At 50.8% G+C, this 13,184-nt stretch carries 13 protein-coding genes; all 13 read right to left on the bottom strand.

Annotation, left to right across the window (positions count from 1 at the left end; all coding sequences use genetic code 11):
• Positions 1-3: 3 nt before the first annotated feature.
• Entirely contained in the window at positions 4-1,344 is a 1,341-nt protein-coding gene (gene rseP / locus LPB400_RS02170; protein ID WP_070461057.1) for an RIP metalloprotease RseP, read from the bottom strand.
• A gap of 132 nt (positions 1,345-1,476) precedes the next feature.
• Positions 1,477-2,658 carry a 1-deoxy-D-xylulose-5-phosphate reductoisomerase gene (ispC, locus tag LPB400_RS02165; protein ID WP_070461110.1) on the bottom strand — a complete coding sequence of 394 codons (1,182 nt, stop codon included), beginning with the start codon at positions 2,656-2,658 and terminating at the stop codon, positions 1,477-1,479.
• 117 nt (positions 2,659-2,775) lie between these two features.
• Positions 2,776-3,525 carry an SIMPL domain-containing protein gene (locus LPB400_RS02160; RefSeq protein ID WP_003747899.1) on the bottom strand — a complete coding sequence of 250 codons (750 nt, stop codon included), beginning with the start codon at positions 3,523-3,525 and terminating at the stop codon, positions 2,776-2,778.
• Positions 3,526-3,558: 33 nt separating this feature from the next.
• Positions 3,559-4,353, bottom strand: coding sequence for a phosphatidate cytidylyltransferase (locus tag LPB400_RS02155; protein WP_070461055.1), 795 nt, complete (start codon positions 4,351-4,353; stop codon positions 3,559-3,561).
• Positions 4,354-4,358: 5 nt separating this feature from the next.
• The gene (locus LPB400_RS02150; protein WP_107768627.1) at positions 4,359-5,105 is read right to left on the bottom strand and encodes an isoprenyl transferase; all 747 of its coding nucleotides are present in this window, start codon (positions 5,103-5,105) and stop codon (positions 4,359-4,361) included.
• 57 nt (positions 5,106-5,162) lie between these two features.
• Positions 5,163-5,720 (bottom strand): ribosome recycling factor, encoded by a 558-nt coding sequence (frr, locus tag LPB400_RS02145; protein WP_003686718.1) that lies wholly within the window; start codon positions 5,718-5,720, stop codon positions 5,163-5,165.
• A gap of 175 nt (positions 5,721-5,895) precedes the next feature.
• A complete protein-coding gene (locus LPB400_RS02140; protein ID WP_107768626.1) occupies positions 5,896-6,195 on the bottom strand; it encodes a DUF2818 family protein in 300 nt (99 codons plus the stop codon).
• 220 nt (positions 6,196-6,415) lie between these two features.
• Positions 6,416-7,858 carry an NADH-quinone oxidoreductase subunit NuoN gene (gene nuoN / locus LPB400_RS02135; RefSeq protein ID WP_107792270.1) on the bottom strand — a complete coding sequence of 481 codons (1,443 nt, stop codon included), beginning with the start codon at positions 7,856-7,858 and terminating at the stop codon, positions 6,416-6,418.
• 9 nt (positions 7,859-7,867) lie between these two features.
• Complete coding sequence (locus LPB400_RS02130) at positions 7,868-9,364, bottom strand: NADH-quinone oxidoreductase subunit M (protein ID WP_107792271.1); 1,497 nt, start codon at positions 9,362-9,364, stop codon at positions 7,868-7,870.
• Between the two features lie 95 nt (positions 9,365-9,459).
• Positions 9,460-11,484, bottom strand: coding sequence for an NADH-quinone oxidoreductase subunit L (gene nuoL, locus LPB400_RS02125; protein WP_070606423.1), 2,025 nt, complete (start codon positions 11,482-11,484; stop codon positions 9,460-9,462).
• Between the two features lie 177 nt (positions 11,485-11,661).
• On the bottom strand, positions 11,662-12,198 hold the full coding sequence (locus LPB400_RS02120; RefSeq protein ID WP_070606426.1) for a hypothetical protein: 537 nt from the start codon (positions 12,196-12,198) through the stop codon (positions 11,662-11,664).
• 5 nt (positions 12,199-12,203) lie between these two features.
• On the bottom strand, positions 12,204-12,509 hold the full coding sequence (gene nuoK, locus LPB400_RS02115) for an NADH-quinone oxidoreductase subunit NuoK (RefSeq protein ID WP_002215628.1): 306 nt from the start codon (positions 12,507-12,509) through the stop codon (positions 12,204-12,206).
• Positions 12,506-13,177 carry an NADH-quinone oxidoreductase subunit J gene (locus tag LPB400_RS02110; RefSeq protein WP_070606428.1) on the bottom strand — a complete coding sequence of 224 codons (672 nt, stop codon included), beginning with the start codon at positions 13,175-13,177 and terminating at the stop codon, positions 12,506-12,508. The genes nuoK and LPB400_RS02110 overlap by 4 nt, the downstream gene beginning before the upstream one ends.
• Between the last annotated feature and the right edge of the window lie 7 nt (positions 13,178-13,184).

Below are 13,184 nucleotides of genomic sequence, written 5' to 3'. Positions count from 1 at the left end.
AAATTATCCAAACAAACGGTTGATGTCATTAAAGAAAGCCACAGCCATCATCAAAAGCATGGCTGCCAGTCCGAAGCGCAGGCCGGCTGCCTGTATGCGCTCGCTCAAAGGCTTTCCGCGTATCCATTCGGCGGTATAGAAAACCAGATGTCCTCCGTCTAAAACGGGCACGGGCAAAAGGTTCAACACGCCTAAGCTGATGCTGACCAAGGCCAGAAATTCAAGGTAGCTCTGCAATCCGAGTTTGGCGGATTGTCCGGCGACATCGGCAATGGTCAGGGGGCCGGAAATATGGTTCAAAGAGGCATTGCCTGTAACCAGTTTTCCAAAAAATTTGAGGGTCGTCCACGAATAGTTGACGGTTTTGTTCCAACCCAATTCAAAGGCTTGGGCAACGGAAGGCGTATAACGGTAGCGGATGGTTTTATCCCACTCTTTATCCGCCTGGGCAGCAAGCCCTGCTCTACCCACCAGCACGCCTGCCGACTGCTCGACGCTGTCCGGCCGGATAGCGGTCACCAGTATTTTACCGTCGCGCTCGTAAGTCAGTTCGATTCGTTTGCCGGGGCTGGCGCGGAAGAGTTCCGTCCATGCCTGCCAGCTTTCGATGGGCTTCCCATCGGCGGTCAGCAGTTTGTCGTTTTCCTTCAAACCTGCTTTTTCGGCCGGACTATCAGCCAAGACTTTGCCGATGCGGTTAGTAATTCTAAAAGGCAAAAGGCCGATGTTGCCTTGGTTTTTCGCAACTTTACCTGCTTCAGGCGTACCGGCGGCATCAATTATGCGGACGGCTTGGGCATTTGAGGCCGTCTGAACGGCGACTTTTACAGGACCGGCTTCAAGGTTCAACACCATCTCGGTTTGCGCATCGCTCCAGTCTTTTACGGCGATTCCGTTGACCGATACAATCTTATCGCCTGCCTGAAAACCTGCTTTGGCGGCAATACTGGCAGGCTCGACCATGCCGACATAGGGGCGCAACTCGGTTACGCCGAAGGAAAAGCTCAAACCGTAAAGCAAAACGGCCAAAATCAAATTGGTCAAAGGGCCGGCGGCAACAATGGCGATGCGCTTGGCCGGATGCTGCTTGTCAAAGGCATACGGCAAATCTGCCTCCGCCACCTCGCCTTCGCGCGTATCGACCATTTTAACGTAACCGCCCAGCGGAATCGGGGCAAGACACCACTCGGTATCGCCGCGTTTTCGGGTGAAAAAGGGCTTACCGAAGCCGACGGAAAAGCGCACGACTTTAACGCCGCACCAGCGGGCAACAATATAGTGTCCGAACTCATGCAGGCTGACCAAAATCAGAATGGCGACGATAAAGGCTAAAAAGGTTTGCAAAAAAAATCCCCTGGGTGGAATGTGATAATCAACGGATAAGGCCGTCTGAAAACCGATTATAAAGGCAGTTGTTCCATTTTGTCTGCCTAAATGCCAAGCGGTTGGCGTTTCAGACGGCCTGTCATTGAAGCTTTATTGTTTGCCGATAAAGGCTTCTGCCTGTCTGCGTGTTTGCGCGTCTTGCGCCAGCAGGCCTTCGATATCGTGACGGCCGTCTGAAAAATCTTGGGCAAGGCAGTGGGCAACGACTTGGGCAATATCGGTAAACTTGATGCGTTTATCCAAGAAAGCGGCCACGGCAACTTCGTTGGCGGCGTTCAACACGCAAGGCGCGGCGCCACCTGCATTCATGGCCTGATAGGCAAGTTTCAGACATGGGAAACGGTCAAAATCAGGCTTTTGGAAGGTCAAAGCGGACAACGCGCCGAAATCCAACTCGCCCACGCCGGAATCGATGCGTTCGGGCAGACCCAAACAATAAGCAATCGGCGTACGCATATCGGGATTACCCAACTGCGCCAATACCGAACCATCGCGATAACGCACCATGCTGTGTATCACGGATTGCGGATGGATGACGACTTCCAGTTTTTCCGGCGGACAGTTAAACAGCCAATGCGCCTCAATCAACTCCAAGCCCTTATTCATCATTGATGCAGAATCAACGGAAATTTTTCGCCCCATACTCCAATTCGGATGCTTGACCGCCTGCTCGGGCGTAATGCTGTCAAATGTACTTAAATCGGTGTTAAGGAACGGGCCGCCCGATGCGGTCAGGATAATCGAATTGATACCGTGCTCATTCAGACGGCCTGTGTAATCCCTTGGCAATACTTGGAAGATGGCGTTGTGTTCGCTGTCAATCGGCAAGACGGCGGCGCCGTTTTGACGGGCGGTTTCCATGAACAATGCGCCGGAAACCACCAACGTTTCTTTGTTGGCCAGATAAATGGTTTTGCCCTTTTGAGCGGCGGCCAAAGCCGACGGCAAACCGGCCGCGCCGACAATGGCACACATCACGCCGCTGACTTCATCGGCCGAAGCCACATCAATCAGGGCTTGAGCACCATATAAAACCTGCGTATCGATGCCTTCTTGTTTGAGTTTCTTTTCCAGCTCGGCCGCATGGTCGGCATCGCCGACAACGGCATATTCCGGACGGAACTGTTTGCATTGCGCCGCCAGCTTGTCCACCTGCCTATGCCCTGCCAGCGCGAACACGCGGAATTTTTCGGGATGGCGGGAAATAACGTCCAAAGTGCTTTCGCCTATGCTGCCGGTACTGCCTAATATGGTCAGAACTTGTTGTGTCATGGTGTGTTCTTTGTGTGCTGTGCAAACGGTATTCATTGTGTTTGAAATAGATTTCTTTGCCGTTTCCAATTTTCAGACGGCCTTTTGCCTACCGGTTAAACAGGCCGTCTGAAAGAATTACTCAATGCCGTATTCGATGGTAACAACCAGTCGGACTTGTTTGCCGACGGTGCTTTTATCGTAAGAACCGCCGTATTCGTCGTCCTCACTGCTGCCGGTGTCGGCATAGATGTTGAACGAGCCTTGCGAAGCAGAACGCATGGCGCCCACTTTGCCGCCGCCGGTTTTGGCAAACTCGGCCGCTCGTTTCTGCGCATCCTCAGTCGCCTGCGTGATCAAATCGCGTTTGATGGTTTCCAAATTGCCCAGCAAATATTGCGGATTGTCGAAGCGGATGAATTCGTTTTGCGCACGGAAATTCAAAATGGCGCGCTGGGCGGCCTGGATTTTGTCCAGTTTTTTGGTGTTGACCACAATATTGAGGTCGCCGTCGTAGCCGTTGGGCGTGCGGGTTACGTTGCCCAGTTCGTCGCGGGTTTCATTGAAAACGCGCGACACTTCAGGCAGGCCCACTTTCATTTCAGCCGCCGTAAAGCCTTGCTCGCCCAAAAACTTAGACAGCTTTTTGCGTCTTGCCGTCAGCAAATCCAAAACTTCCTGATAGCTCTCGCCGTGCGCGTTCACGCCCGTATTCCACGTAGCGCTGTCGGATTGGAAGTTTTTCTCCGCCAAACCTTTTACAGTAATCGTCCCCGGTTGGCGCAGATTCTTAAACTGCACGCCCAAAATAAACGCCGCAGCCATCAATCCCAGTGCCAACAATACGCCCAAAATCGATAAAGATGAAATCTGTTTTTGTTCGGACATAATCAGCTCCCTCAACAACGTGAGACAGGCGGTTTAAAACAAATATACGAAAGCGGCATAAATGCTGATAACGGCAATCAGGCTGTCCACACGGTCGAACACGCCGCCGTGTCCCGGCAACAGATTGCTGCTGTCTTTGATACCGGCCGCACGTTTGAGCCAGCTTTCCAGCAAATCGCCGCACACGCTAACCACGGTCAGAATCAAGCCGATCAAAATCGTTTTGAACCAACCGGCTTCAAAAGTCAGCCAACCGGCTTTCCATACGATGGTCATGTACACGGCAACGCACAATGCGCCGCCGATCGCACCCTCCCAGCTTTTACCCGGACTGATGGTCGGCGCAATTTTGCGCTTGCCAAACGACTTGCCGCAGAAATACGCGCCAATATCGGCCACCCACACCAAGCCCATAATCGCCAATAAAGACAGCGCGTCTTCAGGCTGAGGGCGCAGGTAAACCAGTGCGAACCAAAACGGCATCACCAACAACCAACCGACAGTGTAAGCCTGCCAGCCGCCGTTTAACTTCCATTTCGCTTTCAGCCACCAAGGCATGACAATCAGCCAAAACGCCAATACGACACACCAAACCAAATCAGGCAGCTGCCAACCGCCGGCATAGGCAATCACGCCGAACACCAGCGTTGACGCTAAATAATGATTGATTTTCAGCTTGTCCAAGCCGCTCATGCGGGCATATTCCCACAAAACCAACATAGCAATCAGGCCACAAAACGCCGCCCACAACCACATAGGTGCATAAAACAGCATGACCAGCATCAGCGGCAAGAGCCACAGCGCCGTTAAAATCCGTTGTTTCAACATAATTCTCAACCCCGTTGCTGCTCAAGCGGCAGCTGTTCGGAAGTCCGCCCGAAGCGGCGCTCCCGTTTTTGGAACGAAACAATCGCCTCGTTCAGCGATTTCTCATTAAAATCAGGCCACAGCGTATCCGTAAAATACAATTCCGCGTACGCCATCTGCCACAGCAGGAAATTACTGATGCGCGTCTCGCCGCCGGTTCGGATAAACAAATCCGGCTCGGGTGCATCGCCCAACATCAAATAGCGCGACAACGCCTCTTCCGTAATCTCGGTTGCACCCTCGGCAATCAACTGATTTGCCGCCTGCAAAATATCCCAGCGGCCGCCATAATCGGCGGCAATGCTCAAAGTCAAGCCGGCATTGTTTGCCGTCAACGCCTCTGCCGCCTCAATCCCCTTCAGGATTTCAGCATTAAACCGCTCACGGCTGCCGATGACTTTCAAGCGCATATTGTTATCGTGCAAACGGCGCACCTGCTTTTGCAAAGCCTGCAAAAACAGCCCCATCAGAAAAGAAACCTCTTCCTCGGGGCGTCGCCAGTTTTCAGTCGAAAAAGCAAACACGGTCAAATACTGCACACCCAGCTCAGCACAATGCTTCACCATGTTCTCCAGCGCATCCAAACCGCGCTTATGCCCCATCACACGGGGAAGAAAACGCTTCTTTGCCCAACGTCCGTTGCCGTCCATAATCACGGCAATATGTCGGGGGATGGCAGAGTGTTCCAAAATCGTCTGCGTACTGCTTTTCATGTCTGCCTTTCAGGGAACAAACCGTCCAAAGGCCGTCTGAACGGTTTGCACACAGGATTAAATCGCCATCAAATCTTCTTCTTTGGCAGCCAAGAGCTTGTCTGCCTCAGCAATATATTTGTCGGTCAACTTCTGAACCGCTTCCTCGCCTCGGCGGGCTTCATCTTCAGAAATTTCTTTGTCTTTCAACAATTTTTTGATGTGGTCGTTTGCATCACGGCGCACATTGCGGATAGACACACGGCCCTCTTCCGCTTCGCCGCGTACTACTTTGATCAAATCTTTACGGCGTTCCTCAGTCAACATAGGCATTGGAACACGGATCAAATCACCGACAGAAGCAGGGTTCAGGCCCAAGTTGGAATCACGAATCGCTTTCTCGACTTTTGCAGCCATATTGCTCTCGAACGGTTTCACACCGATCGTACGCGCATCCAAAAGCGTTACGTTTGCCACTTGGCTCACAGGCACCATGCTGCCCCAGTATTCCACTTCCACTTGGTCGAGCAGGCCGGTATGCGCACGGCCGGTACGCACTTTAGCCAAATTGTCTTTCAATACTTCCAGAGAACGCTGCATTTTGCCTTCAGCTGTCTTTTGAATATCATTAATCATCTTATACTTTCAATTTCATAGGAATAAAACAGGATTAACCGAGAATAGTACCGTTAAACCGCCACCACGACAAGGCTTTACGCCCCAACAGCCTTGTTTTCTAACCGATATTTAACATCAAACAAAATAAAGGCCGTCTGAAAATCTTTCAGACGGCCTTTTCCTAATTCAAATCCTACTCTCTATTCCGTTCATTCCAAAAGTAACGCCATACAAAGCATGGAAAAGCAAAAATCAGGTAGAGGCAGACAACGGTCGCGTAAAACTCCCAATCTTGGGCATGCACGGCACCAGCTCGCGATTCGAGGATATAGGCGAGGATCGAGGTAAGAAGGAAGCCTGCCAGCAACTCGATCAAGTGATGGCCGATATGTTTGCGTTTCAGGGCGATGATGCCGAAGAATTTGGTGGTAATAAATGGTGCGTTGGCAAAGATAAGTGCCAACAGCAAAAGAATGTACATGGATGCGGTCATGATGGTCTTTCGGTTTTCAGACGGCCTATATGTGATTTTAACATGTTAAATGGGCATTCTTGCCCATCATTATCCGTGGAATATTCAATATCTTGATGATACCTGCTTGATGATTGTTCAAAGGCTTGAGGCCGTCTGAACTTTGGGTATATTTCATCCGAATGCGAATCCTAACAAAAACGGCGGCTTTGGAACAGCCGCCGTTGGTTTTGTTTGAAGCTTACAGGGTATTTTCCAATGCTTTGGCACACCAGTCGATAACGGTTTGCGGCATGATACCCCACAGGAGCAGCAAGAAGGCATTGACCGTCAGAACAAATTTAGCGGCATAGTTACTGCCGACCGGCTGGTCATGATCAGGCGCATCGAAGTAGATGACTTTGACCACGCGCAGGTAGTAGAAGGCGCCAATCAGCGACATGATGACGGCAAATACGGACAACCAAACATGGCCTTGTTTCAAGAGTGCCATAATCACGCCGAATTTGGCGTAAAAACCCATCAGCGGCGGAATACCCGCCATGGAGAACATAGACAGCAACATCAGGAAGGCAAACCATGCATGGCGTTGGTTAAGGCCTGCGAGGTCTTTGATATTTTCACATTCAATGTCTTTGGTGGACAATACCATCAAAACACCGAAGCTGACTGCCGCCATCAAAGCATAGGTAATGGCGTAATACAAACCTGCAGTAAAGCCGACTGCGCCTGCCATAAACGCCAACAGGATAAAGCCCATGTGCGATACAGTGGAATAGGCAAGCATACGTTTGATATTGGTTTGCATGATGGCGGCAAGGTTACCGACCACCAAAGAAGCAACGGCAAGAATGGCCAACATCGGCGCCCAGTCTGAATGTATGGTACCCATGCCAGTAACAAGGATACGGAACGCAAAGACAACGGCGGCGATTTTCGGAGCCGTACCCACAAAGGCGGTAACAGAGGTCGGCGCACCATCGTACACATCGGGCACCCACATATGGAATGGAACCGCACCCAATTTAAATGCAATGGCAACTACAATAAACACCATACCCAATTTCAACAGCCACTCGTTGGCCTGCTCATTGAAAGCAGAAGCCAAGACGGAAGCAAAATCAAGAGAACCGGTGGCGCCGTAAACCATAGAAATACCATAGAGTAGCAAACCGGAGGCCAACGCGCCCAATACGAAGTATTTCAGCGCGGCCTCGGCAGAACGACCGGAATCGCGGCGTAGGGCAATCATGGCATATAGCGATAAAGACAACAATTCCAAACCGATATACGCAGTCAAGAAATGTGCCGAGCTGACCATGACGCTCATACCCAACAGGGCAAACAGCGACAGGGTGTAAAACTCGCCTTTAAAGATTTGGCGGTCTTGGTTGTACGGTTTACTGTAAATAAACAAACCAAACGTCAGCGCATACAGTACCAGTTTTGCCAAACGGGACATGCCGTCTGCAATATACATACCGTGAAAGGCATCGATACTGCCCTGCTCCCATACCGCCAATTGGGTAATGGCCACGACAATGACCGTTCCCAAACTCATCAGATGGGTCAGATAGCGGTTTTTATCGCAAATCCACAAGTCTGCCAGCAATACGACACCCAATAGCGCAAGCAGCACGATTTCGGGCATGGCGGGCATTAAATTCAAATCAGACCAGTTCATTTACACACCTCAAATCTTGCTTTGTGCCACATGGGCAATCAAATCGTTTGCCGCTTGATGCACCACTTCGATAAACGCTTGCGGATACAGACCCATGCCCAAAACAGCAACCGCCAAAATCGCCAAAATCGCAAATTCGCGGCAATTGATGTCTTTCATTTCGGCAACGTGCGGATTGTGGATCGCACCAAAAATAACGCGTTTATACATCCACAGGGTATAAGACGCACCGTAAATCAGGGTCATAGCAGCCAACGCGCCTACCCAGAAATTCACTTTAACCGCACCCATAATCACCATAAACTCGCCCACGAAGCCGGAAGTCGCAGGCAGACCGGCATTGGCCATACCGAACAACATCATAAACGCCGCAAACTTAGGCATCACATTGACCACGCCGCCATAGTCAGCAATATTGCGGGTATGCAGGCGGTCGTACATCACGCCGATACACATAAACATCGCGGCAGACACGAAACCGTGGGAAATCATTTGAATGATTGCGCCTTTCAATGCCCAGTCATTCAGCTGGCCGTTCACAAACAGGAACATGCCCAAAGTGACAAAACCCATATGACTGATGGAAGAGTACGCCACTAGTTTTTTCATATCGGTTTGCACCAAAGCCACCATACCGATATAAATTACGGCAATCAGGCTCAATACGATGATCACAGGGGCAAAATAGCGTGCCGCATCCGGCATAATCGGCAGGATGAAGCGCAAGAAACCATACGCACCCAGTTTCAGCGTAATTGCCGCCAACACCATCGAACCGCCGGTCGGCGCTTCAACGTGGGCATCCGGCAACCAAGTGTGCACAGGGAACATCGGCACTTTTACGGCGAATGACAGGAAGAACGCTATAAACAAAAGCTGTTGTACGCCCAACGGAATCTGTTTGATGTTTTGGAAATCGACAATAGAGAAGCTGCCTGTTTGATAGTACAGGTAAACCATGGCAACCAGCATCAAGAGCGAACCCATCAGCGTATAGAGGAACAGCTTGACCGAAGCATAGACGCGGCGCGGGCCGCCCCATACACCGATAATCAGGTACAGCGGAATCAGCATACCCTCGAAGAACACATAAAACAGAATTGCATCCTGCGCAGCAAACGCGCCGTTAATCAAACCCGACATCATCAGGAATGCCGCCATATACTGCGCCGGACGTTTCTGAATGACTTCCCAACCGGCCAATACCACCAACAGCGTAATAAACGCATTCAAGATGATAAAGAGCACTGAAATACCATCTACACCCAATGCGTAGTTGATTTTCAGAAGCGGAATCCACTCGTGGAACTCGGTAAACTGATAGCCGCCGCTCAAACGGTCGAAACCGGTAAACAGGGGCAGCGTTACCAAGAAACCGGCAAGCGCACCCATGAAGGCAAGCACACGCGCCAGCGGCGCACGGCTGTCTTTACCGGTCGCCAAAACCAGCACACCTGCGGCGATGGGTATCCATATTGCCAAGCTGAGTAGGTAGTTGGAAAACATAGTGGTTAACCTGTGGTTAAAATAAAAATGTGTTTATGTGGATATTTCTTCGTTTCAGACGGCCTGAAGGTTTAAGACCGTCTGAAACCTTATTCTTATCGGAACAATCCCCAGAAGGTCATGCCGAGCAGTACCAATACGCCGAATACCATAGCAGCGGCGTAGGTGTAGATAAAGCCGGTTTGGGCTTTACGCACTTGCGCAGCAATCGCGCCGACCAGTTTGGCGGAGCCGTTGACAATACCGTTGTCGATAATGGCGGTATCGCCGACTTTCCAGAAGAAGGTACCCAATGCGCGCGTGCCTTTAGCGAAGACGTTGAAATACAGGGCGTCGAGGTAGTATTTGTTTTCAAACAAAACGTAAATCGGACGGAACGCCTGTGCAATTTTCGCTGGCAGGTGCGGCAGTTTGACGTACAGGAGCCATGCGCTTAAGACACCTGCGATAGCAAGGTAGAGTACAGGCGAATGCAGGCTGTGTGACACCATTGCCAATGCGCCGTGGAACTCTTCCTTCATGATGTGCATGGTCGGATGCGCGTCGGCATTGACAAAGATTACGTCTTTAAAGAAATCGCCGTAAAGCATAGGCTCAATGGCAACGTAGCCGATGATAACGGACGGAATGGCCAGCAGAATCAAAGGCAGGGTAACAACCAACGGGCTTTCGTGCGGATTGTCGTTTTTGCCCAAGCCGTGATGCTCTTCGCCATGATGATCGTCATGATGCTCAGGCAGGTTGCGCCATTTCTCTTCACCGTGGAACACCATAAAGTATTGGCGGAACGCGTAGAACGCAGTAACAAACACACTGGCAAGGACCGCAAAATAGGCAAAGCCACTGCCCGGCAGGGTGCTGTATTTCGCCGCTTCGATAATCGAATCTTTGGAATAGAAGCCGGAGAAGAACGGCGTACCGATCAGCGACAAGTTACCGATCAGCATGGTCAGCCAAGTAATCGGCATGTATTTTTTCAGGTTGCCCATGTGGCGCATATCTTGGTCATGGTGCATACCGATAATCGCGCTACCTGCAGCCAAGAACAGCAAGGCTTTAAAGAAAGCGTGAGTCATCACATGGAACATCGCCACGGAATAGGCGGACGCGCCCAGAGCCACGGTCATGTAGCCCAGTTGCGACAGGGTAGAATACGCAACCACACGTTTGATGTCGTTTTGAATCACGCCCAAGAAACCCATAAACAGGGCAGTAATCGCACCGATTACCATGATGACAGACAGCGCAGTGCTGCTCATCTCATAAATCGGCGACATACGCGATACCATGAACAGACCGGCGGTAACCATGGTTGCGGCGTGAATCAACGCGGAAATCGGTGTCGGGCCTTCCATCGAATCAGGCAGCCAAACGTGTAGCGGGAATTGCGCTGATTTACCCATCGCACCCACAAACAACAGCAAACAGGTTACGGTAATCAAAGACCATTCCACACCGGGGAACAGTTGAATGGTGGCCGTCTGAACATTAGGCAGATAAGCGAATACATCTTGATAGCGCAGGCTGCCGCCGAAATAGGCAAGCACCAAGCCGATACCGAGCAAAAAGCCGAAGTCGCCGACACGGTTAACCAAAAAGGCTTTCAGGTTGGCAAAAATCGCGCTCGGACGTTTGAAATAGAAACCGATCAAGAGATACGACACCAAGCCCACAGCTTCCCAACCGAAAAAGAGCTGGATGAAGTTGTTGCTCATAATCAGCATCAACATGCTGAAAGTAAATAAAGAAATGTAGCTGAAGAAGCGTTGGTAGCCGACTTTTTCATCGTGCATATAGCCGATGGTGTAGATATGTACCATCAGCGATACGCCGGTGACCACGACCATCATCATCGCCGTCATCGTATCGACCAAGAAGCCGACGGAAAAATCCAAACCGCCCATCGTCAGCCAGGTATAGACATTCTCGTCAAACTTGGCGCGGCTGCCGTCGATAAAGCCCCACAGCACATAAGCCGACAACACGGCGGACACCGCCACGCCGAGTATCGTAACCGTATGCGCGCCGGCACGTCCGATTTTATTGCCGAACAAACCCGCAATCAGCGAGCCTGCCAAAGGCACGAGGGCAATGATGAGATATAAAGTCATGTCGTTCATTTTGGATGAACCTTTTTGATTTAAAAATCTATGTTTGTTTTGTCGGTCGGATTCCCTAATCCGACCAATCTACTTTGTCTTGGTTTTCAGACGACCTCACGCCATAAGGCAGGTTGTCCAACCTTAAATTTTTTTCCTTACAGGCTTCAGATTTTCAGCCAAACCGTGCAACAGCATTCAAATCCGATAAAGCTGCCTGTCTTGGCAACGCGCCCTAATCGCTTTAGTGATGATGTCGCGTGGATCTGCCAATTTGAAACCGTTCCTATCTAAGTCCAAGCGGTCTAGGTCAGTCAGCATTATTGTATCCAAAACCACGCCTGTTTCAGGTCTACGGTATTCCACCGCAATGCCTTGACAGCCCCTTGTATGAACTTGATACACAGAGCGTATCCATGTGTATTTCACCTTACCCGCCCCACAGCCGTGTATGCAATAAGACAAACCGTCTTCGTCCAAACGTATGAATTCCCGATCTCTGCCCGTATTGCGGCGCGAATTTTGCCACATCTTCCATCCGGCAATCCCGATACCCGCACACAAAACCGACAATAAGCCAAACAGCCAGCCCAACCGCCCAGCCCATGCAAACGCAAACCACACCAGCCAAATCGACAGGAAAAATGGGACAGCAACCCAGCACAAAACTAAAAGCGAACGCGGCTTAAACACCCATTGCTCGATATTCGCTTGATCGGTTTGTTCAGACGGCATCCGCCCTACCCTTTCAACTCGTCCAAATCGGCAACATTAATCGTTTGTCGGTTGCGATACACCAGCACCATAATCGCCAAACCGATGGCGGATTCGGCAGCAGCAACGGTCAGTACGAAGAATACGAAAATCTGTCCGGCGGTATCGCCTAGATGTTGCGAAAAGGCGATAAAGTTGAAGTTCACCGCCAAGAGCATCAGCTCGATGGACATCAGCAATACCAGCACGTTTTTGCGGTTCATAAAGATACCCATTGCGCTGATACCGAACAGGAGCGCACCCAATACCAAATAATGCGTCAAGGTAATCATGCTTTGCCCTCCCCTTCCGGCTTGAGGCCGTCTGAAACTTCGCTTTCTTCGGCAGATTCGACTTGCGGTTTGACCGCTTCCATTTTCACCAGACGCATACGGCCTTGATCGGCGCGTACTTTAACTTGGTCGGCAGGATCCATGCGTTTCGGATTAACCGTTTTACGGTGAACCAGAGCAATCGCGGCTACCATACCCAACAGCAGCAATACCGCCGCCAATTCAAACGGCAACAGATAGTCGGTATAAATACGGCTGCCCAAATCGCGGATATTGTTGTAATCGGCCGGAATGTCTTTCATCAGGCCAAATGCGGCAAGGTCGGTTTTCGGGTTGACCAAAATCAGGATCAGGGTAACCGCCAACAATGTGCCAACCACACCGGCAACAGGCGCATGACGCCAGAAACCGGCGCGCATTTCCTCAATGTCGATGTTCAACATCATTACAACGAACAAGAACAACACCATCACGGCGCCGACGTAAACCACCACCAGCGTCACGCCCAAGAATTCGGCCTGCATCAGCATCCAAAGCATCGCGCTCACGCAGAAGGTCAGCACCAGATGCAAAGCGGCGTGAACAGGGTTTTTAGCGGTGACGGTACGAACCGCACCGTACAAAACGATAGCGGCAAGAATATAGAACAGAATCGCAGAAAAAGTCATTCGTCTG

Origin of the sequence: Neisseria perflava, assembly GCF_019334725.1 — a bacterium.
GTDB lineage: Bacteria > Pseudomonadota > Gammaproteobacteria > Burkholderiales > Neisseriaceae > Neisseria > Neisseria subflava_A.
The sequence above is the reverse complement of the archived record's forward strand: the minus strand, read 5'-3'. Positions and strand labels throughout refer to the sequence as shown.

Coding starts and splice junctions, on each gene's coding strand:
- nuoK (WP_002215628.1), bottom strand. CDS start 12,509: ATGATTACCTTGACGCATTATTTGGTATTGGGTGCGCTCCTGTTCGGT.
- LPB400_RS02130 (WP_107792271.1), bottom strand. CDS start 9,364: ATGTTTTCCAACTACCTACTCAGCTTGGCAATATGGATACCCATCGCC.
- LPB400_RS02110 (WP_070606428.1), bottom strand. CDS start 13,177: ATGACTTTTTCTGCGATTCTGTTCTATATTCTTGCCGCTATCGTTTTG.
- ispC (WP_070461110.1), bottom strand. CDS start 2,658: ATGACACAACAAGTTCTGACCATATTAGGCAGTACCGGCAGCATAGGC.
- LPB400_RS02140 (WP_107768626.1), bottom strand. CDS start 6,195: ATGACCGCATCCATGTACATTCTTTTGCTGTTGGCACTTATCTTTGCC.
- frr (WP_003686718.1), bottom strand. CDS start 5,720: ATGATTAATGATATTCAAAAGACAGCTGAAGGCAAAATGCAGCGTTCT.
- LPB400_RS02150 (WP_107768627.1), bottom strand. CDS start 5,105: ATGAAAAGCAGTACGCAGACGATTTTGGAACACTCTGCCATCCCCCGA.
- LPB400_RS02120 (WP_070606426.1), bottom strand. CDS start 12,198: ATGCCGTCTGAACAAACCGATCAAGCGAATATCGAGCAATGGGTGTTT.
- nuoL (WP_070606423.1), bottom strand. CDS start 11,484: ATGAACGACATGACTTTATATCTCATCATTGCCCTCGTGCCTTTGGCA.
- LPB400_RS02155 (WP_070461055.1), bottom strand. CDS start 4,353: ATGTTGAAACAACGGATTTTAACGGCGCTGTGGCTCTTGCCGCTGATG.
- nuoN (WP_107792270.1), bottom strand. CDS start 7,858: ATGAACTGGTCTGATTTGAATTTAATGCCCGCCATGCCCGAAATCGTG.
- LPB400_RS02160 (WP_003747899.1), bottom strand. CDS start 3,525: ATGTCCGAACAAAAACAGATTTCATCTTTATCGATTTTGGGCGTATTG.